The sequence below is a fragment of the Streptomyces violens genome (genome assembly GCF_000717745.1).
GTDB classification, from domain to species: Bacteria; Actinomycetota; Actinomycetes; order Streptomycetales; family Streptomycetaceae; genus Streptomyces; species Streptomyces violens.
In genome coordinates, this window is record NZ_JOBH01000011.1 from 154,485 (window position 1) to 173,594 (window position 19,110).

Below are 19,110 nucleotides of genomic sequence, written 5' to 3' on the forward strand. Positions count from 1 at the left end.
CCCGGAGGCGGGACCGCTACCGGGCCTCCGGAGGCCGGGTCGGGCCGTGCCTTCGTGATCTTCGGGAGGCATGCTGGGCGACGTGTCCTCACTGTCACCCGTGCCACAGCAGTCCCAACCGACCCCGCCCGCACCGCACATGGTGGTGTGCGGCGACGACTCCCTGGCCCACCGGCTCGCCGTCGAGCTGCGGGAGGTGTACCGCGAGCAGGTCACCCTCGTCGTCCCCTCCGTACGCGATCCGCGCGGGCCCCGCGTCCCGCAGCCGGCGCGTGGCGGCCTGGGCCGGGCCGGCGCGTTCCTCGGCCGGATGACGGCCGCGGTGGGCCGCGGCGGCAGCCCGGACGACACGAGACCCGCCGACGGCCCGGACGCGCCGCACACCGAGGAGGAGGCCGGGCCGGTACGCGTACTGGAAGCGCCGGAGCCCGACGACGAGACGCTCACCGAAGCCGGCGTCGAGGAGGCCGGCGCGCTGGCCCTGGTCTATGACGACGACGAGACCAACATCCACGCCGCGTTGCGCGCCCGCCGCATGAACCCCCGGCTCCGGCTGGTCATCCGCCTCTACAACCGCCGCCTCGGCCAGCACCTGGAGGAACTGCTGGACCAAGCGGCCGCCGTCGTCTGGTCCGACACCTCCGACATCGACGCCTCCACCACCGTCCTCTCCGACGCCGACACGGTCGCGCCCGCGCTCACCGCCACCGCCGTGGCCGGCACCAGCAAGGTCATCGAGGTCGACGGGCTGCTGCTGCGGGCCGTGGAGCACACCCCGGGCGCGCCCGCCCCGCCGCGCGCCGCCGGCCGCGGCCTCGCCACCCTCGCCCTGCTCTCGCCCTCGGCATCGGACGAGACGGCGCACGAAGGCGGCCCGGCCCCGGCCCCGCCCCCGCCGGGCGGCCGTTCCCGGCACGGCGGCCGCACCGCCCACCGGCGCGCGGCCGACGACGACGGGCCGACGCTGCTGCCCGACGACGCCACCGCCGCGGCCGCCGCCGGGCGCGCCACCATCGAGCTGGAGACCGTCTCCTACCGCGGGCGCCGGCCGTCGGCCCGCCGCCTCGTGGGGCGCGGCGCGCCGCTCGGCTCGCTCTTCTCGCCGCGGCTGCGCTGGTCGATAGCCGCCCTCGTCGGCACCGTACTGACCCTGGCCGTCGTCTCGACCCTGGCCACCGGCGACGACCCGCTGCACGCGGCGTACCTCTCCCTGCTGGACCTCTTCGCGATCAACGAGCCGGCGATCAACGAGGGTCCGGCCCGCAAGGTGCTGCAGCTGCTGTCCGGCCTCACCGGCCTCCTCCTGCTGCCGGTCCTGGTCGCCGCCGCCCTCGAAGCGCTCGGCACCTTCCGCAGCGCCGCCTCGCTGCGTCGCCCGCCGCGCGGCCTCTCCGGCCATGTCGTCCTCCTCGGCCTCGGCAAGGTCGGCACCCGCGTCCTGGCCCGGCTCCGCGAGCTGGGCGTCCCGGTCGTCTGCGTGGAGGAGGACCCCGAAGCGCGCGGCATCCCGCTGGCCCGCCGGCTGCGGGTGCCGACCGTCCTCGGCGACGCCACCGAGGACGGCGTGCTGGAAGCGGCCGGCATCGCCCGCGCCCGTACCCTCCTCGCGCTGACCAGCGAAGACAGCACGAACCTGGAGGCGTCGCTGTACGCCAGGTCGGTCAAGCCGCAGCTCCGGGTGACGCTGCGGCTCTTCGACGACCGGTTCGCCACCGCCGTCTACCGCACCCTGCGCGCCGCCCACCCCACCGCCGTCACCCGCAGCCGCAGCGTCTCCTTCCTGGCCGCGCCCGCCTTCGCCGGCGCCATGATGGGCCGCCAGATCCTCGGCGCCGTACCCGTCGAACGCCGGCTGCTGCTCGTCGCCCACGTCGACGTGCGCGGCCAGACCGAGCTGGTGGGCCGCCGGGCCGACCAGGTGTTCCGGGCCGGGCGGCTGCGGCTGGTGGCCGTCAACATCGGTGCGGCGCCGGACCCCGCGGAGGACCCGGAGACCATGCCGGGCCCCGGCGGGCAGCGCTGGGAGCCCGCCCGGCTGGTCCGCGACCTGCCGCCCGGCTACGTCCTGCGGCCGCAGGACCGCGTGGTCATCGCCGCCACCCGCGAGGGGCTGGGCGAGCTGCTCGGCCGCCGTCCGGGGCCCGCCGGATCCCGGCAGAGCGGATCTGCCGGAACCCGGCAGGGTTGATAGCGTCCTGCTGTCCGGGAGTCGGCAATGAAGGCCGACGGCGAAGCTCCCGGAGCCGGGCCCACGGGCGCCGGGACGAGCATGAGCAGGGAGCACAACAGGTGGAGCGCGGCGCAGCGGAACCGCACGGCCTCGGCGAGTACGCCGACCTCCTCGCGGAGGTGTCCCGGACCGGGCGGCTGCTCCGCCGCGAGGAGCTGGACGTCCTGCGCGAGCGGGGGGAGCGGTCCGCCGAGGAGGGCCTGAGCCTGCGCGAGCTGGTCGGCCGCTACCTGGGGGAGACCCGCCGGCTGTGGGGCTCGCTGCCCGGTGTGGCGCGGGCCGCGGGCGCCGCCGAGCGGGCCCGTACCGGAGACGCGCTGCTCGCGGCCGTCGAGGCGGCCGTCGCCGCGCTCGGCGAGGGCCATGAGCGGGCGCAGCGGCTCGCGGTCCGGCAGGAGGAGGCGGCCCGCCGCGAATTCGTCGACGACCTTCTCTTCGGGCGCAGCGACCTCGGCCGGCTCGCCGAGCGCGCGGAGCGCTTCGGGCTGCGGCTGGCGGGGGAGCACGCGGTGGGCGTCGCGGAGGGCCCGGAGCGCTTCGACGACCTGCACCCGGTGGCCCGGCGCGTGGAACGCGAGCTGCTGGCCCGCTTCGGCGACCGCGATGTACTGATCGCCACCAAGGCCGGGCGGCTGGTGTGCGTGGCGGCGGGCGGCCGGGACGGCGCGCTGGACGCCTTCGCGAAGTACGCGCGCACCGACGGGACCGGCGGGCACGCCGCGCACCGGGTCGCGCTCGGCCGGCCGCACGCCGGCGCGGGCGGCGTGGTCACCTCGTACGAAGAGGCACTGGGCGCCCTGGAGCTGGCGACCCAGCTCGAGCTCGCCGAGCCCGTGCTGCACGCGGCCGACCTGCTGGTCTTCCCCGTACTTCTGCGCGACCGGGCCGCCATGGCCGACCTCGTGCACAGCGTGCTGGGGCCGCTGACCGAGGGGCGCGGCGGGGCGCGGCCGCTGCTGGAGACGATCTGGGCGTGCGCGGCGACGGCGTACGTCAACGCCGAGGCGGCCCGCCGGCTCCAGGTCAGCGTGCGGACCCTCTCCTACCGGCTGGCCCGCATCAAGGAGCTGACCGGCTACGACCCGGCCGACGGGCTGCAGCGCTACACGCTGGAGACGGCGGCGATGGGCGCGCGCGTACTGGGCTGGCCGGACCGGCCGCTGTAGTTCCCCCGGACGTCCGGTCCGCACGGGCCTCCCGGGGGCCGTCCGGCGGGGCAAGTGCCGGTCGGTGAGCCATCAAAATCGCGTAAAGATTGCCGGGAACCGGCAATGTGCCGAGGCCGTGGCGAATGCCACCATCAGGGCGCACCGGCGGGTGCACGGCGGGCGGCGCAGCATCAGGGGTCTGCGCGCCCGCCGGGCCGCCGGCAGCGGATCGGTTGTCCCCACCCTCGACGGGGGTGAGGGTGTGGACACCCCGCTCCGGGCAGGCAGTTCCGGCGTTCGGACGGTGCGTGGCGGCTCCGCACCCCGCCGTCGGACACGGTGGAACGACGGATTCCGTACCCCCGGCGGCAGCCCCGGACGGCCGTGCGGACCAGTCGGGCGGCATCCCCCGGCAGGTGCCTTGCCCCCATGGGTGGCGGGTGGGCGACGGCCTTGACGAAGGCTTAGCATCCTCTGCGTGTCCAAACTGACCGACGTGCCCAAACGCATCTTGATCGGGCGCGCACTGCGCAGCGACAAGCTGGGAGAGACCCTTCTCCCGAAGCGCATCGCACTCCCCGTCTTCGCCTCCGACCCGCTCTCCTCCGTGGCGTACGCGCCGGGGGAGGTGCTGCTCGTCCTGTCCGTGGCAGGCGTGTCGGCGTACCACTTCAGCCCCTGGATCGCCGTCGCGGTCGTCGTGCTGATGTTCACGGTCGTGGCGTCGTACCGGCAGAACGTGCACGCCTACCCGAGCGGCGGCGGCGACTACGAGGTCGCCAACACCAACCTCGGCCCCAAGGCCGGCCTCACCGTGGCCAGTGCGCTGTTGGTCGACTACGTCCTCACCGTCGCCGTCTCCATCTCCTCCGGAGTGGAGAACCTGGGCTCGGCGATCCCCTTCGTGGTCGAGCACAAGACGCTCTGCGCCATCGCGATGATCGTCCTGCTCACCGTGATGAACCTGCGCGGCGTCAAGGAATCCGGCAAGCTCTTCGCCATCCCGACGTACATCTTCGTCGCCGGTGTCTTCGTCATGATCCTCTGGGGCGCCTTCCGCGGCCTGATCATGGGCGACGACATGAAGGCCCCGACGGCCGACTTCACGATCCACGCCGAGCAGGGCGGCCTGGCCGGCTTCGCGCTGATCTTCCTCCTGCTGCGCGCGTTCTCCTCCGGCTGTGCGGCGCTCACCGGCGTCGAGGCGATCTCCAACGGCGTGCCCGCCTTCCGCAAGCCCAAGTCCAGGAACGCCGCCACGACGCTGGCGCTGATGGGCGGCCTGGCCGTCACCATGTTCTGCGGCATCATCGTGCTGGCCATGGTCACCGGCGTGAAGATGGCCGAGAAGCCGGCCACCGACCTGCTGCACAACGGGCAGCCCGTCGGCTCCGGCTACACCCAGAACCCGGTGATCTCGCAGGTCGCGGCCGCGGTCTTCGGCGACGGCACGGCGCCCTTCGTCATCCTGGCCGCCGCCACCGCGCTGGTCCTCTTCCTCGCCGCGAACACCGCGTACAACGGCTTCCCGCTGCTCGGCTCGATCCTCGCGCAGGACCGCTACCTGCCCCGCCAGCTGCACACCCGCGGCGACCGCCTCGCGTTCTCCAACGGCATCGTGCTGCTCGCCGGCGCCGCGGTGATACTCGTCTACATCTACGGCGCCGACTCCACCCGGCTGATCCAGCTGTACATCGTCGGCGTCTTCGTCTCCTTCACGCTCAGCCAGATCGGCATGGTCCGGCACTGGAACCGCCACCTGGCCGGCGAGAACGACCCGGCCAAGCGCCGCCGGATGCACCGCTCGCGCGCGATCAACGCCTTCGGTGCCACCTTCACCGGCCTGGTGCTGGTCGTCGTGCTGGTGACGAAGTTCAGCCACGGCGCCTGGGTCGCACTGCTCGGCATGGTCATCTTCTACGTCACGATGACCGCGATCCGTAAGCACTACGACCGGGTCGCCGACGAGATCGCCGCCACCGACTCGCGCGACGACGAGGTCGCCCGCCCCTCCCGCGTGCACTCCATCGTCCTGGTTTCCAAGGTCCACAAGCCGACCCTGCGGGCCCTGAACTACGCCAAGCTGATGCGCTCCGACACGCTCGAAGCCGTCAGCGTCGACGTGGACCCGGCCGAGACCAAGGCCCTCAAGGAGGAGTGGGAGCGCCGCGGCATCGAGGTACCGCTGAAGGTCCTGGCCTCCCCGTACCGCGAGATCACCCGCCCCTTCATCGACTACGTGAAGTCGCTCCGCAAGGAGAGCCCGCGCGACGCGGTCTCCGTCTTCATCCCGGAGTACGTCGTCGGCCACTGGTACGAGCACCTGCTCCACAACCAGTCCGCGCTGCGCCTGAAGGGCCGGCTGCTCTTCACCCCGGGCGTCATGGTCACCTCCGTCCCCTGGCAGCTCGACTCCTCCGAGGCCGCCAAGGTCCGCGCCCGCAAGCGCGCGGAGTGGAACGCGCCGGGCTCGGTCCGCCGCGGTCCGGTGGCCCAGCCGAAGAAGGAGAAGGCGGCCACCAAGAAGTAGGGGCGCGCCCCGATGGTCGATGGGGTGGTACGGCGGGACGTAGACTTGAAGGCTGTTGTCCCGCCGCACCACCCCACGTTTTTTGGAGCTCACTCGCCATGCCGGAAGAACCGAAGAAGTCCCTGGTCGGCGAGGAGTACGAGGTAGAGGTCGGCCCCGTCGCGCACGGCGGCCACTGCATCGCCCGTACGGACGAGGGCCAGGTCCTCTTCGTACGCCACGCCCTCCCGGGCGAGCGCGTGATCGCCAAGGTCACCGACGGCGAGGAAGGCGCCCGCTTCCTCCGCGCCGACGCGGTGCAGGTCCTGTCCGCCTCCAAGGACCGGGTCGAGGCCCCCTGCCCCTTCTCCGGTCCCGGCCGCTGCGGCGGCTGCGACTGGCAGCACGCCAAGCCGGGCGCCCAGCGCCGCCTCAAGGGCGAGGTCATCGCCGAGCAGCTGCAGCGCCTCGCGGGCCTGACCCCCGAGGAGGCCGGCTGGGACGGCACGGTCGTACCGGCCCCCGGCGACAAGCTTCCCGCCGGTGAGGTACCGGCCTGGCGCACCCGCGTCCAGTACGCCATCGACGCCGAGGGCCACGCGGGCCTCCGCAAGCACCGCTCCCACGAGGTGCAGCCCATCGACCACTGCATGATCGCTGCTCCGGGAGTCTCGGAGCTGGGCATCGAAAAGCGCGAGTGGCCCCAGATCGCAAGCGTCGAGGCCATCGCCGCCACCGGCTCCCACGACCGCCAGGTCATCCTCACCCCGAAGCCCGGCGGCCGCCTCCCCATCGTGGAGCTCGACAAGCCGGTCTCGGTCATGCGCATCGGCGAGAAGGACAAGGGCGTACACCGCGTACACGGCCGCCCCTTCGTCCGCGAACGCGCCGCCGAGCGCACCTGGCGCGTGGGCAACGGCGGTTTCTGGCAGGTCCACCCGCAGGCCGCCGACCTGCTGGTCGAATCGGTCATGCGCGGCCTCATGCCCAAGAAGGGCGACATGGCCCTCGACCTGTACTGCGGCGTCGGCCTCTTCGCCGGCGCACTGGCCGACCGCGTCGGCGACAAGGGCGCCGTCCTCGGCATCGAGTCCGGCAAGCGTGCGGTGGAGGACGCCCGCCACAACCTCGCCGACGTCGACCGTGTCCGCATCGAACACGGCAAGGTCGACCAGATCCTCCCCCGCACCGGCATCAGCGACGTCGACCTCGTCGTCCTCGACCCGCCCCGAGCCGGCGCCGGCCGCGCCACGGTCGAACACCTCGCCTCCCTCACCCCCCGCCGCATCGCCTACGTGGCCTGCGACCCGGCCGCCCTCGCCCGAGACCTCGCCTACTTCGCCACAGCAGGCTACGTCCCGAAGCGCCTCCAGGCCTTCGACCTGTTCCCGATGACGCATCATGTGGAGTGCGTGGCGATCTTGGTACCGGAGTCCAAGGGCCGCTGACCTGCGCGTTCGGGCAATGTGCGGCATATGCGCCGCACGACCGATGGGGCGTCACGCGGCTGATCGGGTAGCTCAGGTGAGGGGTCCGGCTGCCTCGCCGTCCCCACGCTCGACGAGGCGTTCCCCGGCCGAAAGTGACTGGCGCCGCGGGCAGCTCATTGCTCAGATCTTGATCACGGTGGCGCGTGCGCCGCACAGTGTGGTGATGTCCTCCCGGTCGGAGGTGAGGACGGTGATGGGGCCGGGTGCGGCGAGTGCGGTGGCGCTGACCATGGCGTCGATGGCGTACTTGTGCCCGTGCAGCCCGGCATCGGCGACCAGTGCGCCGGCGTGGCGGGCGATCGGCTCGGTGACCGGCTCGACCACGAGGCGGGACAGTGTGGGTGGGTGCCAGGCCCTGGTGCCCGACTCCCTGACTGACTCCCTGCGTGGACCCCGCAGGGGTCCTCGGCCTGCCCGGGATCGGTAACACTTCGGGCGTCTCCGGCAGTTGATCGTCCGTATCCCGATAGGCCACCTCAGTCACATCGGTTACGTGATATATACATCCTGCACGATTTCTTCACTCATTCGGGGGGAGTCTCTGATGTCTGGACATGGGCAGTTAGCGCAGACGGGGATGCCTGCGGTCGTCATCGGTGGGATCACGTATCCGCTTGGCGGCTGGATGCTTGCTGCGGCCGTTGCCGTGGTGCTCGGGGCGATTCTGGTGGTTCGTTTCCGTTACCGGCGGGGGCTTGAAGCCGGGCACGGCGTGGTCGTCGGAGGGCGGCGCGGTTCGGGTCACCGGCGTCGCCGGTGAGCGGCAGACGCCGCGGCAGGCCGGTGCTGGCAGCGCATCAGCACCGGTCTTTGACCGTTCTGTTGGGGATAGTCGTCATGCTTGCGGCCGCGGCCTGGGCCGGGCATCACGCGCTCACTGCGTTTGCGGTCGCCCATGATGGCGCGCTGGCGAGTCGCCTCACGGTCGTGTGGATCGCACTGTTTTTGATCTTCCTGCTGCAGACGTTCATGTACCACCTCGAACGTCCGAGGAAGCTCACGCCCCGGCTCGCCCGGCAGCTCGACGCGTTGCATGTGGCGATTCTGGTGCCCGTTTACAACGAGGACCCCGGATACCTGCGGCTGGGGCTGGAATCCTTTCTGCGGCAGAGTCGGCTGCCGGATGCGGTGCATATCGTCGATGACGGTTCCACCAATGGGGATTACGCCGAGGTGCGGGTGTGGTGGGAGCGCGCCGCGCAGCAGGCCGGTGTTGCCACTACCTGGCAGCGCGTACCCAATGGCGGCAAGCGGCACGCGCAGGCCCATGCCGTGCGTGTCAGCCCCGAGGCCGACATCTACATCACCTGTGACAGTGACAGTTGCTTCGCGCCCAATGCGATTGAGGAGGCGCTGAGCCCGTTCTCCCGGCCGCGGGTGCAGTCCGTCGCCGGCATTGTCATCGCGACGAACAACCGGGCCAACTGGCTGGTGCGCATTACCGATCTGTGGTTCGTGGTCTGCCAGCTCGTGGACCGCTCCGGTCAGTCCGCGGTCGGCGCCGTCATGGTCAACTCCGGGCCGTTGGCCGCGTATCGGGCCGGCATCATCCGCGACAACCTCGACGGCTACCTCAACGAGACGTTCATGGGCCGGCCCGTGAACTTCTCCGACGACAGCATGCTCACCCTGTACGCGCAGGAGCGCGGCCTCACCGTGCAGCAGCCGTCCGCGATCTGCTTCACCGCCATGCCGGAGAAATGGTCGCACTTCAACCGGATGTACCTGCGGTGGATGCGCGGCTCCACGATCCGGTCCGTCTGGCGGATGCGGTACCTCTCCCCGGCGCGCCCCGCGTTCTGGCTGCACACCATGCGGTGGATCCAGATGGTGCTCACCCAGATGGTCACCGTCTGGATGCTGGTCGTCGAACCGATCGCGTACCGCAACATGCCGCCGGTGACGATGCTGATCGTGCCATTTCTCATCGGGTGGGCGCAGGGTCTGCGGTACTTGAGCATTATCCGTTCCGACGAGCGCATCCGCTCCCGGCTCGTGACCTGGCTCGCCATGCCGGGCGCGATCGTCCTCGCCTGGACGGTGCTGCGCTGGCTGCGTTGGTACGGCATCGCCACCTGCGCGAAGACGGGGTGGGGGACCCGGCAGAACGGCGCGGAGGTGTCCCTTGCGGGCAGCCCGACATCCGTATTGCCGGGGTAAGTTGGCCGAATGGATGCTCTTGCGCTGTGCGGCAGTCTGCGGAAACGGTCCCTGAACGGTGCGGTGCTGCGGGCCGCGGGGGAGCTGTGGGCTCCGCGGGGCGGGATGCGCATCGAGCCGAGTCTCGGCTGGCTTCCCTTTTTCAACCAGGACGTGGAGGAGAGCGGCGTACTGCCGCCGGAGGTCGCGGAGTTCCGGGAACGGGCCGGGGCCGCGGGTGGGGTGCTGATCGCTACGCCGGAGTACGCGAGCGGGACCTCCGGTGTGCTCAAGAACGCTCTGGAGTGGCTGGTCGGGGGCGGGCAGTTGTACGACAAGCCGGTGGCGCTGGTGAGCGCGTCGCCGTCCGCGCTGGGCGGTGACCGTGCGCAGGCGTGGCTGCGCGAGACCCTCACGATGATGGGGGCGCGGCTGGTCGCGGACGGGTTGCTGATACCGCAGGCGAGCGCCAAGATCCAGGACGGTCGGGTGGTGGACAGCGCTACGGTGAAGGAGCTGGACGAGTTGCTGGCGCGGCTGTACGAAGCGGGCTGCCCCCGGCCGCCGAGCATGCCCGAAGCCGGTCGGGCGGATGCGTGAGCGGTGCGTTAGTGGTGTGTTAGTGGGGCATCAGTGGGACTCGGCACGGTAGATGGTGCGGGACCGAAGGGACCGGGACCGTACGTACCGACCCGGTAAGGGGATTTCCATGTCGCACCACACCAGCCTCCGCCGCGGCCGCAAGGCCGCCACCGCCACGCTGATCGCCGCCGCGGCCGCGCTCGCGCTCACCGCCTGTCAGGACGACGGTTCCGGGGTGAAGTCGGGTGCCCCGGCCGCCCCCTCCGCCGCCACGTCCGACTCGGGGTCGGCCACGGGGTCGGCGTCGGATTCCTCCTCGGCCGCCTCCGGTTCGTCGTCGTCCGAGGCCGCCTCCCAGTCCCCCTCCGGCCAGGCCTCGAAGGGGACCGCCGTGCGTACCGCCTCGGCGCGTACCGCGGCCGCCGCGTCCACCGACACCTCGGCCGACCGCTGCACCGCCGAGGAGCTGGGCCTGCGGCTGGGCCGTGCCGACGTCGGCGCGGGCAACATCCGCTACCCGCTGGTGTTCACCAACAACGGCTCGACCTCCTGCACGCTGCGCGGCTACCCCGGCGTCTCCCTGATCCAGCGCGACGGCCAGATGATCGGCAAGCCCGCCACCCGTGAGGGCGCGGCGGGCAGGGCCGTCACGCTGAAGCCGGGCGGCAGCGCGTACGCCGTACTGCACACCATTCAGGACGGCCTGAACGACGAGCCGTGCTGGAAGAGCCCGTACCTCCTCCAGACCTACCCGCCCGGCTCCAAGGACGCGATGACGCTTCGTACCTCTGAACTTCGGGTCTGCGGCGGCCGGTTCACCGTGACGGCGCTGGAGCCGGGCGCCGGTCAGTGAAGTGCCCCGGCGGGACGCCGAGGACACGCTTGAAGTGCCGGGTGAGATGCGGCTGGTCGTGGAAGCCCGCGGCGGCCGCGGCGTCCCGCGGTGCCATGCCGTCCAGCAGCAGCCGCCGGGCGAGGTCGACGCGGCGCGCGGTGAGGTACTGGTGCGGGCTGATGGCGAACTCGCGGCTGAACGCCCTTACGAGATGCGCCGGATGGGCGTGCAGCAGCCCGGATGCCTCCTGGAGGGTGAGCCCCTCGGCGATGCGTGCGTCGAGCAGGTCGCGGAGCTGCCGGGCGAGGCCCGGACCTGCGGCGGGCGGCGCGGCAGGGGTGTCCTGACGCGTCGGATGCCGCCGTGTCAGGTGCCGGCGCGTGAGGTGCCGGCGCAGCCGCTCGGTGACGCACACCAGCCGGCTCTCGGACTCCAGTTCCTCGCCGGGCAGCACGAGGGCGTCGTGCAGCCGGTGGATCCGGTCGCGCAGCGTGGTGTCCTCCAGTACGGGCGCGTCGACCGCGAGCCCGATGTACTCCTCGCCCAGGCCCGCCGCCTCGGGATCGAGGTAGAGCACACGCTTGCGGAAGCCCTCCGGCGTGATCGGCGAGCCGTTGTGCGGTACGTGCGGGGGCAGCAGCGTGACGCCCGTCCGCAGCGCGCCGTGCTCGTGCCGGTCCAGGTCGTACCGCACCATGCCGTCGTCGACGATGAGCAGCGTCCACGCACCGTGGGTGTGCATCGGATAGGCATGGCCGGTCAGGTGCGCGTGGTAGACCTCGGCGATGCCGGTCACCGGCGGGCGCCAGGCCGTGACCTGCGGGTGAGGACGGCGGACCATGCAAAGAACGTACAAGACCGGGCCGGGGGCGGCTCGGAAGAATCCACGATATGGAAACTCCGAACGCCGCTGAACACCCCGCGACCGCACCCGCGAACGCACCCGAGCCCGCACCCGTCCGCTTCGACACCAAGATCGCCGTCCTGCTGCGCGAGGACCTGGAGACCTGGCAGCGGCTGAACGTGACGGCCTTCCTCGTCAGCGGTATCGGTACGGAGATCCCCGAGGTGATCGGGGAGCCGTACGCGGACGCCGACGGCAATGACTATCTGCGGATGTTCCGCCAGCCCGTGCTGGTCTTCGAGGGGACGAAGGAGACGCTGACCGCCGCGCACGGCCGTGCGCTGAGCCGGGGCGTCGCCCTCTCGGTGTTCACCTCGGACCTCTTCGCGACCGGTAACGACCGGGACAACCGGGCTGCCGTACGGGCGGTCGGCCGGGATCAGCTCGATCTGGTGGGAATGGCCGTGTACGGGCCGAAGAACGCCGTGGACAAGATCGTCAAGGGTGCGCGTATGCACCCGTGAGACGACCGTACGCATCCGTGAGACGCGGGTTCACGGTTTTTACGGTACGGGCAGCGTCCCGCCGATCCGCAGCGTCAGGTCCCGGGCGGTACGGGCCACCTGCTCGGCGATGGCCGCCTGCTGGTCCGCCGGGACCTCGGCGGCGGGGTAGGTCACGGCGACCCCCGCGACCGGGTGCGCGCTGTGGTCGAGCACCGGTGCGGCAACCGAGGAGAAGCCCGGCGTGACCTCGCCCTCCTCCGTGGCGTACCCGCGGCGGCGCACCTCCACCAGCAGGTGGCGCAGCGCGGAGAGCGAGCCGGGGCCGATGCCGTGCCGGACGACGAACGCGGACGGGTCCGGGAACAGCGCGCGGACCTGGGCGCCCGGCAGCCGCGCGAGCATGGCCCGGCCGCTGGCCGTCAGATGCGCGGGCAGCCGTACGCCGACCTCCGTCACCAGCGGCGCCCGCCCCGGAGCCCGCTCCTCGATGACGTAGATGACCTCGCGGCCGTGCAGCACCGCGAGGTGCGCGCTGTGGCCCGTGCGGTCGACCAGCGCGGTCAGCGGCGCGCGCGCCAGCCGCTGGAAGGGTGCCTGGCGGCTGTACCCGGAGGCCAGCTCGAAGGCGCTGACGCCGAGGCCGTACCGGCGCTCGTCCGGCAGATGCACCACGAAGCCGTCCTGGGCCAGCGTGTCGAGGAGGTGGTACGTCGTGGAGCGGGGCAGGCCGACATCGCGGCTGATCGACGCAGCGGGAACCGGGCCGACCTGCCGGGCCAGGTAACGCAGGATCGCCAGCACCTGTGCTGCCGCGGGCACGATTGTCATGGCGCCGAGATTAACCGCCGTGGGAGTGCGGTCCGGCGGCCCGGTGCCGCGCCGTTGTGGTTGCTCGCGCAGTTCCCCGCGCCCCTGAAAGGCGCTCCCTGACGGGGCGCCCCGCAGGCTGCTACCAAGTGTCTGGGATACCAGACACAAAGCAGGCGGCAGGCATGGAACAGAGGGTCTGACCTGGTGCTTCATTGAGGCATGTCAACTGTTGTTATCGACGTCGGCGCGCTTTCCGCCGACGATGTCGTGGCCGTCGCCCGCCACGGCGCCACCGTCACGCTCTCCCCCGCGGCGCAGGAAGAGATCACCCGCAGCCGCAAGGTCATCGAGGCCCTGGCCGACGATGTCACCCCGCACTACGGCGTCTCGACCGGCTTCGGTGCCCTCGCCACCCGGCACATCCCCACCGAGCTCCGCGCCCAGCTCCAGCGCAGCCTGGTCCGCTCGCACGCCGCCGGCTCCGGCCCCGAGGTCGAGCGCGAGGTGATCCGCGCGCTCATGCTGCTGCGCCTGTCCACCCTCGCCACCGGCCGTACCGGCGTCCGCCTGGAGACCGCCGAGGCGTACGCCGCGCTGCTCAACGCCGGCATCACCCCGGTCGTCCGCGAGTACGGCTCGCTCGGCTGCTCCGGCGACCTCGCCCCGCTCGCCCACTGCGCGCTCGCCGTCATGGGCGAGGGCGAGGTCCGCGACGCCGACGGCGAGCTGCGCCCGGCCGCCGAGGCGCTCGCCGCCGCCGGCATCGCGCCGGTCACCCTGCACGAGAAGGAGGGCCTCGCCCTCATCAACGGCACCGACGGGATGCTCGGCACCCTCGTCCTGGCCTGCCACGACCTGCGTCGGCTGCTCGCCACCGCCGACCTCGGCGCCGCCATGAGCGTCGAGGGCCAGCTCGGCACGGACGCCGTCTTCGCCGCCGACCTCCAGGCGCTGCGCCCGCACCCCGGCCAGGCCGACAGCGCCGCCAACCTCCGCGCCGTCCTCGCGGACTCCGCGATCGTCGCGAGCCACCGCGGCCCCGAGTGCACCCGCGTCCAGGACGCGTACTCGCTGCGCTGCTCGCCCCAGGTGCACGGCACGGCCCGGGACACCCTCGGCCACGCCGAGCTGGTGGCCTCGCGCGAGCTCGCCGCCGCCGTCGACAACCCCGTCGTCACCCTCGACGGCCGCGTCGAGTCCAACGGCAACTTCCACGGTGCCCCCGTCGCCGCCGTCCTGGACTTCCTCGCGATCACCGTCGCCGACGTGGCCTCGATCGCGGAGCGCCGTACGGACCGCTTCCTGGACGTGGCCCGCAACCACGGCCTCAACGCGTTCCTCGCCGACGACCCCGGCGTCGACTCCGGCCACATGATCGCCCAGTACACCCAGGCCGCGATCGTCTCCGAGCTCAAGCGCCTCGCGGCCCCCGCCTCCGTCGACTCCATCCCCTCCAGCGCCATGCAGGAGGACCATGTCTCCATGGGCTGGGCGGCAGCACGGAAGCTGCGCAAGGCGATCGACGGTCTCACCCGCGTCGTCGCGATCGAGATCCTCACCGCGGCCCGCGCCCTGGACCTCCGCGCCCCGCTCACCCCCGCGCCGGCCACCGCCGCGGTCGTCGCGGGCCTCCGCGCCGATGTACAGGGCCCCGGCACCGACCGCTACCTCGCCCCCGAGATCGAGGCGGCCGTGCAGTACGTGGCCTCGGGCGAGGCCCTGCGCGCGGCCGAGTCGGTCACCGGCCGGCTCCGCTGACACCCGGCCACTCCACACTCCGAAAGGACAACACCATGACAGGCGCACGCCCCGTCCGCGCGGCCCGCGGCACCGAACTCTCCGCTCTCGGCTGGCAGCAGGAGGCCGCCCTGCGGATGCTCCAGAACAATCTGGACCCGGAGGTGGCCGAGCACCCGGACAAGCTGGTCGTCTACGGCGGTACCGGCAAGGCGGCCCGTGACTGGCGCTCGTTCGATGCGATGCAGCGCACCCTGCGCACGCTCAAGCAGGACGAGACGATGCTGGTGCAGTCGGGCCGTCCGGTGGGTGTCATGCAGACGCACGAGTGGGCTCCGCGGGTGCTGATCGCCAACTCCAATCTGGTGGGCGACTGGGCGAACTGGGAGGAGTTCCGGCGCCTGGAGCAGCTCGGCCTCACGATGTACGGGCAGATGACGGCCGGTTCGTGGATCTACATCGGCACCCAGGGCATCCTGCAGGGCACGTACGAGACCTTCGCGGCGGTGGCGGCGAAGAAGTTCAACGGCACCCTGGCCGGGACGATCACGCTGACCGCCGGTCTCGGTGGCATGGGTGGCGCGCAGCCGCTGGCGGTGACGATGAACGACGGTGTGGCGATCTGTATCGACTGCGATCCGCGGGCGATCGAGCGGCGCATCGAGCACCGGTACCTGGATGTGAAGGCCGACAATCTGGCGCATGCGCTGCAGCTGGCCACCGAGGCCCGTGACGCCCGGCGCCCGCTGTCCATTGGTCTGCTGGGCAATGCGGCGGAGCTGCTGCCGCAGATGCTCGCCGAGGGCGCGCCGATCGACATCGTCACCGATCAGACTTCGGCGCATGACCCGCTGTCCTACCTGCCGGTGGGCGTGGACTTCGAGGACATGGCGGACGCGGCGGCCAAGGACCCGGCCGGCTTCACCACCCGCGCCCGGGAGTCGATGGCCAAGCACGTCGAGGCGATGGTCGGCTTCATGGACGCCGGGGCGGAGGTCTTCGACTACGGCAACTCCATCCGTGGCGAGGCCCAGCTGGCGGGCTTCGAGCGGGCGTTTGCCTTCCCCGGCTTCGTGCCCGCCTACATCCGTCCGCTGTTCTGTGAGGGCAAGGGCCCCTTCCGGTGGGCCGCCCTGTCGGGTGAGGCGTCGGACATCCACAAGACCGACAAGGCCATCCTGGACCTGTTTCCGGAGAACGAGTCGCTGCACCGCTGGATCAAGATGGCCGGCGAGCGCGTCCACTTCCAGGGCCTGCCCGCCCGTATCTGCTGGCTGGGTTACGGCGAGCGGGACAAGGCCGGTGAGCGCTTCAACGACATGGTGGCGTCCGGTGAGCTCCAGGCGCCCTTGGCCATCGGCCGCGACCACCTCGACTGCGGCTCCGTCGCCTCCCCGTACCGCGAGACCGAAGCCATGCTCGACGGCTCGGACGCGATCGCGGACTGGCCGCTGCTCAACGCCATGGTCAACGTCGCCTCCGGCGCGTCCTGGGTCTCCCTCCACCACGGTGGCGGCGTCGGCATGGGCCGCTCCATCCACGCCGGCCAGGTGTCGGTCGCGGACGGTACGAAGCTGGCGGGCGAGAAGGTGCGTCGCGTGCTGACCAACGACCCGGGCATGGGTGTCATCCGGCACGTGGACGCCGGTTACGACATCGCTGACACGGTTGCCGACGAGCGGGGCGTGCGTATCCCGATGCGCGAGAACCCCTCCGCGTAACCGTTCAACGCCGGGCGGGCCCGTCGCCAATGACGTCGACGGCCCCGCCCGGCGCCTTTTCAAGGGCTTTTTCAGGCCTCTGAGGGGTCCCTTTCGGGACCCTTTTCGGGACGTCAGTCCCGTGCCGGTACGGGGGCTTCGGCCGGCTTTTCCCCGGGGGTTTCGGTTACGGCAGATGCGGCGGAGCGCGGACGGAGCCAGAGGAAATGCACCACCGACAGCAGGGCCAGCCAGACGGCCCCTACGATCAGCGCGATGCGGGTGTCCGCGGAGAAGGCGAGCAGCACCACCACGGCGGCCATGAAGACCATGGCGATGAGCTGTCCGTAGGGCCAGAACGGGACCTTGTAGGCGAGTTCGGTGGTTTCCTTCTCCGACATCTTCCGTCGGGCCGCGTACTGGCTCGCGAGAATCATCAGCCAGACCCAGACGGTCGCGAAGGTGGCGATCGACGAAATGATGAGGAAGATGTTCTCGGGCATGGTGTAGTTCAGCACCACGCCGAGCAGCAGCGCGCCGATCATGATGGCGACGGTCATCGTCGGCACGCCATTGCGCGAGAGGCGGCGCATGACGGCCGGGGCCTGACCGCGCTCGGCCATGCCGTACATGATGCGGCCGGCGGCGAAGATGTCGCTGTTGATCGCGGAGAGTGCGGCGACGATCACGACGACGTTCAGCACGGCGGCCGCGGACTTGATGCCGAGCCCCGCGAAGATCTGCACGAACGGGCTGCTGTCCGAGCCGATGTCCTGCCAGGAATTGAGCGACATGAGGACGGCGAGCGTCAGCACGTAGAAGAACACGATGCGCAGCGGGATGGAATTCACCGCGCTCGGAATGGCCTTCTTAGGGTTCTCCGCCTCGCCGGCTGTGACGCCGATGACCTCGGTACCGCCGAAGGCGAACATCACGACGGCGAAGGACATGATGAAGCCTTCGGTGCCGTGCGCGAAGAACCCGCCGTTGCTCCAGAGATTGGAGACCCCGACGTGCATTCCGCCGCCGCCGATGCCGAGGACAAGAATGGCGAGCCCGCCCACGATCATCGCGCAGATGGCGACGATCTTCACCAGCGAGAGCCAGAACTCCAGCTCACCGAAGACCTTGACGCTGAAGAGATTCAGTACGCCGATGACGAGAATGGCGGCCAGCACCCAGATCCACCGCGGCACATCGGGGAACCAGAATCCCATGTAGACGCCGAGCGCGGTGACGTCGGCGATACAGACGATGATCATCTCGAAGGCGTAGGTCCAGCCGGTCGTAAGCCCCGCCAGCGGGCCGAGGTACCGGGTGGCGTACTCGCCGAAGGAGCCGGCGCAGGGGTTGTTGACCGCCATCTCGCCGAGCGAGCGCAGTACGAGGAAGACGGCCGCGCCGCCGATCAGGTAGGCCAGCAGCACCGCGGGGCCGCCGGCCTGGATGGCCTCGGAGGAACCGTAGAACAGGCCGGTGCCGATGGCCGAGCCGAGGGCGATGAAACGGATGTGGCGGGACCTCAGCCCGCGGTGCAAGGTCGTTTTTTCGGTGCTCACAAGATGCCCTCTCCTTCGGGAACAGCACGCCCGTCCCTGACGTGCGACATGGGCCGTTGCCTGGTGGGAGCGGCTGTCGTCGCTTCTCACTTGAACACAGGCGCCGCATGTATATGCCTGTATAGACAGGACGGTCAAGAGGTGTTCCGGGAGATGGGCAGATGAGGGAGCGGCGGGAATCCGGTATGCCCGGTACGGCCGCGGCCGCGGCCGCGGCCGCGTCCAGCACCTCGCCGGCCGTCGGGCGGGCGCTGGACATCCTCACCCACCTCGCGGGGCGTTCGGGCCCGGTACGGGTCGCGGCGCTCGCCCGCGAGCTGGGCATCCCGCGCTCGTCGGCGTACCACATCCTGACCGTGCTGGCCGGGCGCGGCTTCGTCACCTACCTCCCGGACGAGCAGGCGTACGGGCTGGGCGTCGCCGCCTTCGAGATCGGCTCCGCCTACCTTCGGCACGAACCGCTCGAACGGCTCGCGCGCCCGATCCTGCGCACCCTCGCGGGCCGCCTCGCGCAGCCGGTGCACCTGGGCGTGCTGCACGGCGCGGAGACCGTGTACCTGCTCAAGGAGCAGCCCACCGCGGTGCGCTCGGGCGCCACCGCGGTGCCGCTGGTCACCGAGGTCGGCGTCCGGCTCCCGGCGCACCTCACGGCCAGCGGCCGGGCGCTCCTCGCGCACGTCGGCGAAGCGCAGCTCAAGGCGCTCTTCCCGCGCCCCGGCGACCTGATCACCCGTACCGGCAAGGGCCCGCGGTCGCTGGGCGAGCTGCGGGACCTGCTGGCCCGGGACCGGGCACGCGGCTGGTCGGAGGAGACCGAGCTGGTCTCCGCGGGCTTCCGGTCGGTCGGGGTGGCGGCGTTCGACCACCACGGACGGCCGGTCGCGGCCCTGAGCAGCACCTGGTACCGCCACCACCGGCCGCGCGACGAGGCGTACGTACGCGATCTGCTGCGCAAGGGCGCGGCCCGCCTCACGAACGCGGTCTCGGGCCGTGCGCCCACGGGAAAGCCGTAGTCGCCACG

At 71.5% G+C, this 19,110-nt stretch carries 14 protein-coding genes and 1 pseudogene; 11 read left to right on the top strand and 4 right to left on the bottom strand.

What is annotated here, in order from left to right; translation table 11 throughout:
• The first annotated feature begins 70 nt into the window (after positions 1-70).
• The 4 genes from IF04_RS0122715 (at position 71) to IF04_RS0122730 (ending at position 7,335) form a co-directional block, all read left to right on the top strand.
• Entirely contained in the window at positions 71-2,188 is a 2,118-nt protein-coding gene (locus IF04_RS0122715) for an NAD(P)-binding protein (protein ID WP_030260911.1), read from the top strand.
• A 101-nt stretch (positions 2,189-2,289) separates the two neighbouring features.
• A complete protein-coding gene (locus IF04_RS0122720) occupies positions 2,290-3,396 on the top strand; it encodes a PucR family transcriptional regulator (RefSeq protein WP_030260914.1) in 1,107 nt (368 codons plus the stop codon).
• Positions 3,397-3,856: 460 nt separating this feature from the next.
• Entirely contained in the window at positions 3,857-5,908 is a 2,052-nt protein-coding gene (locus IF04_RS0122725; RefSeq protein WP_030260917.1) for an APC family permease, read from the top strand.
• Positions 5,909-6,006: 98 nt separating this feature from the next.
• Positions 6,007-7,335, top strand: coding sequence for a class I SAM-dependent RNA methyltransferase (locus IF04_RS0122730; protein ID WP_030260920.1), 1,329 nt, complete (start codon positions 6,007-6,009; stop codon positions 7,333-7,335).
• 162 nt (positions 7,336-7,497) lie between these two features.
• Here IF04_RS0122730 and IF04_RS0122735 read toward each other — a convergent pair.
• Positions 7,498-7,716 (bottom strand): annotated as a pseudogene (locus IF04_RS0122735) (type II toxin-antitoxin system VapC family toxin); the annotation flags it as partial.
• A gap of 498 nt (positions 7,717-8,214) precedes the next feature.
• Here IF04_RS0122735 and IF04_RS35975 point away from each other — a divergent pair.
• From IF04_RS35975 to IF04_RS0122750, 3 genes are all read left to right on the top strand, one after another.
• Positions 8,215-9,537: a glycosyltransferase gene (locus IF04_RS35975; protein WP_078600666.1), complete on the top strand. Its 1,323-nt coding sequence runs from the start codon at positions 8,215-8,217 to the stop codon at positions 9,535-9,537.
• A gap of 9 nt (positions 9,538-9,546) precedes the next feature.
• Entirely contained in the window at positions 9,547-10,116 is a 570-nt protein-coding gene (locus tag IF04_RS0122745; RefSeq protein WP_063829511.1) for an NADPH-dependent FMN reductase, read from the top strand.
• A gap of 109 nt (positions 10,117-10,225) precedes the next feature.
• Entirely contained in the window at positions 10,226-10,951 is a 726-nt protein-coding gene (locus IF04_RS0122750) for a DUF4232 domain-containing protein (RefSeq protein WP_245654470.1), read from the top strand.
• Here IF04_RS0122750 and IF04_RS0122755 read toward each other — a convergent pair.
• Positions 10,914-11,774, bottom strand: coding sequence for an AraC family transcriptional regulator (locus IF04_RS0122755; protein ID WP_030260940.1), 861 nt, complete (start codon positions 11,772-11,774; stop codon positions 10,914-10,916). The genes IF04_RS0122750 and IF04_RS0122755 overlap by 38 nt on opposite strands.
• A gap of 50 nt (positions 11,775-11,824) precedes the next feature.
• Between IF04_RS0122755 and IF04_RS0122760 the strand changes: the two genes are divergently transcribed.
• Positions 11,825-12,301, top strand: coding sequence for a DUF2000 domain-containing protein (locus IF04_RS0122760; RefSeq protein WP_030260942.1), 477 nt, complete (start codon positions 11,825-11,827; stop codon positions 12,299-12,301).
• Between the two features lie 39 nt (positions 12,302-12,340).
• Here IF04_RS0122760 and IF04_RS0122765 read toward each other — a convergent pair whose 3' ends face one another.
• Positions 12,341-13,111, bottom strand: a complete 771-nt coding sequence (locus IF04_RS0122765; protein WP_030260945.1) for an IclR family transcriptional regulator — start codon at positions 13,109-13,111, stop codon at positions 12,341-12,343.
• 201 nt (positions 13,112-13,312) lie between these two features.
• Between IF04_RS0122765 and hutH the strand changes: the two genes are divergently transcribed.
• Positions 13,313-14,851 (top strand): histidine ammonia-lyase, encoded by a 1,539-nt coding sequence (gene hutH, locus IF04_RS0122770; RefSeq protein WP_030260948.1) that lies wholly within the window; start codon positions 13,313-13,315, stop codon positions 14,849-14,851.
• Positions 14,852-14,886: 35 nt separating this feature from the next.
• Positions 14,887-16,551 carry a urocanate hydratase gene (gene hutU / locus IF04_RS0122775; RefSeq protein WP_030260951.1) on the top strand — a complete coding sequence of 555 codons (1,665 nt, stop codon included), beginning with the start codon at positions 14,887-14,889 and terminating at the stop codon, positions 16,549-16,551.
• Between the two features lie 113 nt (positions 16,552-16,664).
• Here hutU and IF04_RS0122780 read toward each other — a convergent pair whose 3' ends face one another.
• Positions 16,665-18,089, bottom strand: a complete 1,425-nt coding sequence (locus IF04_RS0122780) for an amino acid permease (RefSeq protein ID WP_051831468.1) — start codon at positions 18,087-18,089, stop codon at positions 16,665-16,667.
• 185 nt (positions 18,090-18,274) lie between these two features.
• Between IF04_RS0122780 and IF04_RS0122785 the strand changes: the two genes are divergently transcribed.
• Positions 18,275-19,102, top strand: a complete 828-nt coding sequence (locus tag IF04_RS0122785; protein WP_030260959.1) for an IclR family transcriptional regulator — start codon at positions 18,275-18,277, stop codon at positions 19,100-19,102.
• Positions 19,103-19,110: the final 8 nt, after the last annotated feature.

Excerpts from the sequence above, each read along its gene's own strand:
- IF04_RS0122765 (WP_030260945.1), bottom strand. The coding sequence starts at position 13,111 with ATGACAATCGTGCCCGCGGCAGCACAGGTGCTGGCGATCCTGCGTTAC.
- hutU (WP_030260951.1), top strand. The coding sequence starts at position 14,887 with ATGACAGGCGCACGCCCCGTCCGCGCGGCCCGCGGCACCGAACTCTCC.
- IF04_RS0122730 (WP_030260920.1), top strand. The coding sequence starts at position 6,007 with ATGCCGGAAGAACCGAAGAAGTCCCTGGTCGGCGAGGAGTACGAGGTA.
- hutH (WP_030260948.1), top strand. The coding sequence starts at position 13,313 with ATGTCAACTGTTGTTATCGACGTCGGCGCGCTTTCCGCCGACGATGTC.
- IF04_RS0122750 (WP_245654470.1), top strand. The coding sequence starts at position 10,226 with ATGTCGCACCACACCAGCCTCCGCCGCGGCCGCAAGGCCGCCACCGCC.
- IF04_RS0122755 (WP_030260940.1), bottom strand. The coding sequence starts at position 11,774 with ATGGTCCGCCGTCCTCACCCGCAGGTCACGGCCTGGCGCCCGCCGGTG.
- IF04_RS0122715 (WP_030260911.1), top strand. The coding sequence starts at position 71 with ATGCTGGGCGACGTGTCCTCACTGTCACCCGTGCCACAGCAGTCCCAA.
- IF04_RS0122745 (WP_063829511.1), top strand. The coding sequence starts at position 9,547 with ATGGATGCTCTTGCGCTGTGCGGCAGTCTGCGGAAACGGTCCCTGAAC.
- IF04_RS35975 (WP_078600666.1), top strand. The coding sequence starts at position 8,215 with ATGCTTGCGGCCGCGGCCTGGGCCGGGCATCACGCGCTCACTGCGTTT.
- IF04_RS0122785 (WP_030260959.1), top strand. The coding sequence starts at position 18,275 with ATGCCCGGTACGGCCGCGGCCGCGGCCGCGGCCGCGTCCAGCACCTCG.
- IF04_RS0122760 (WP_030260942.1), top strand. The coding sequence starts at position 11,825 with ATGGAAACTCCGAACGCCGCTGAACACCCCGCGACCGCACCCGCGAAC.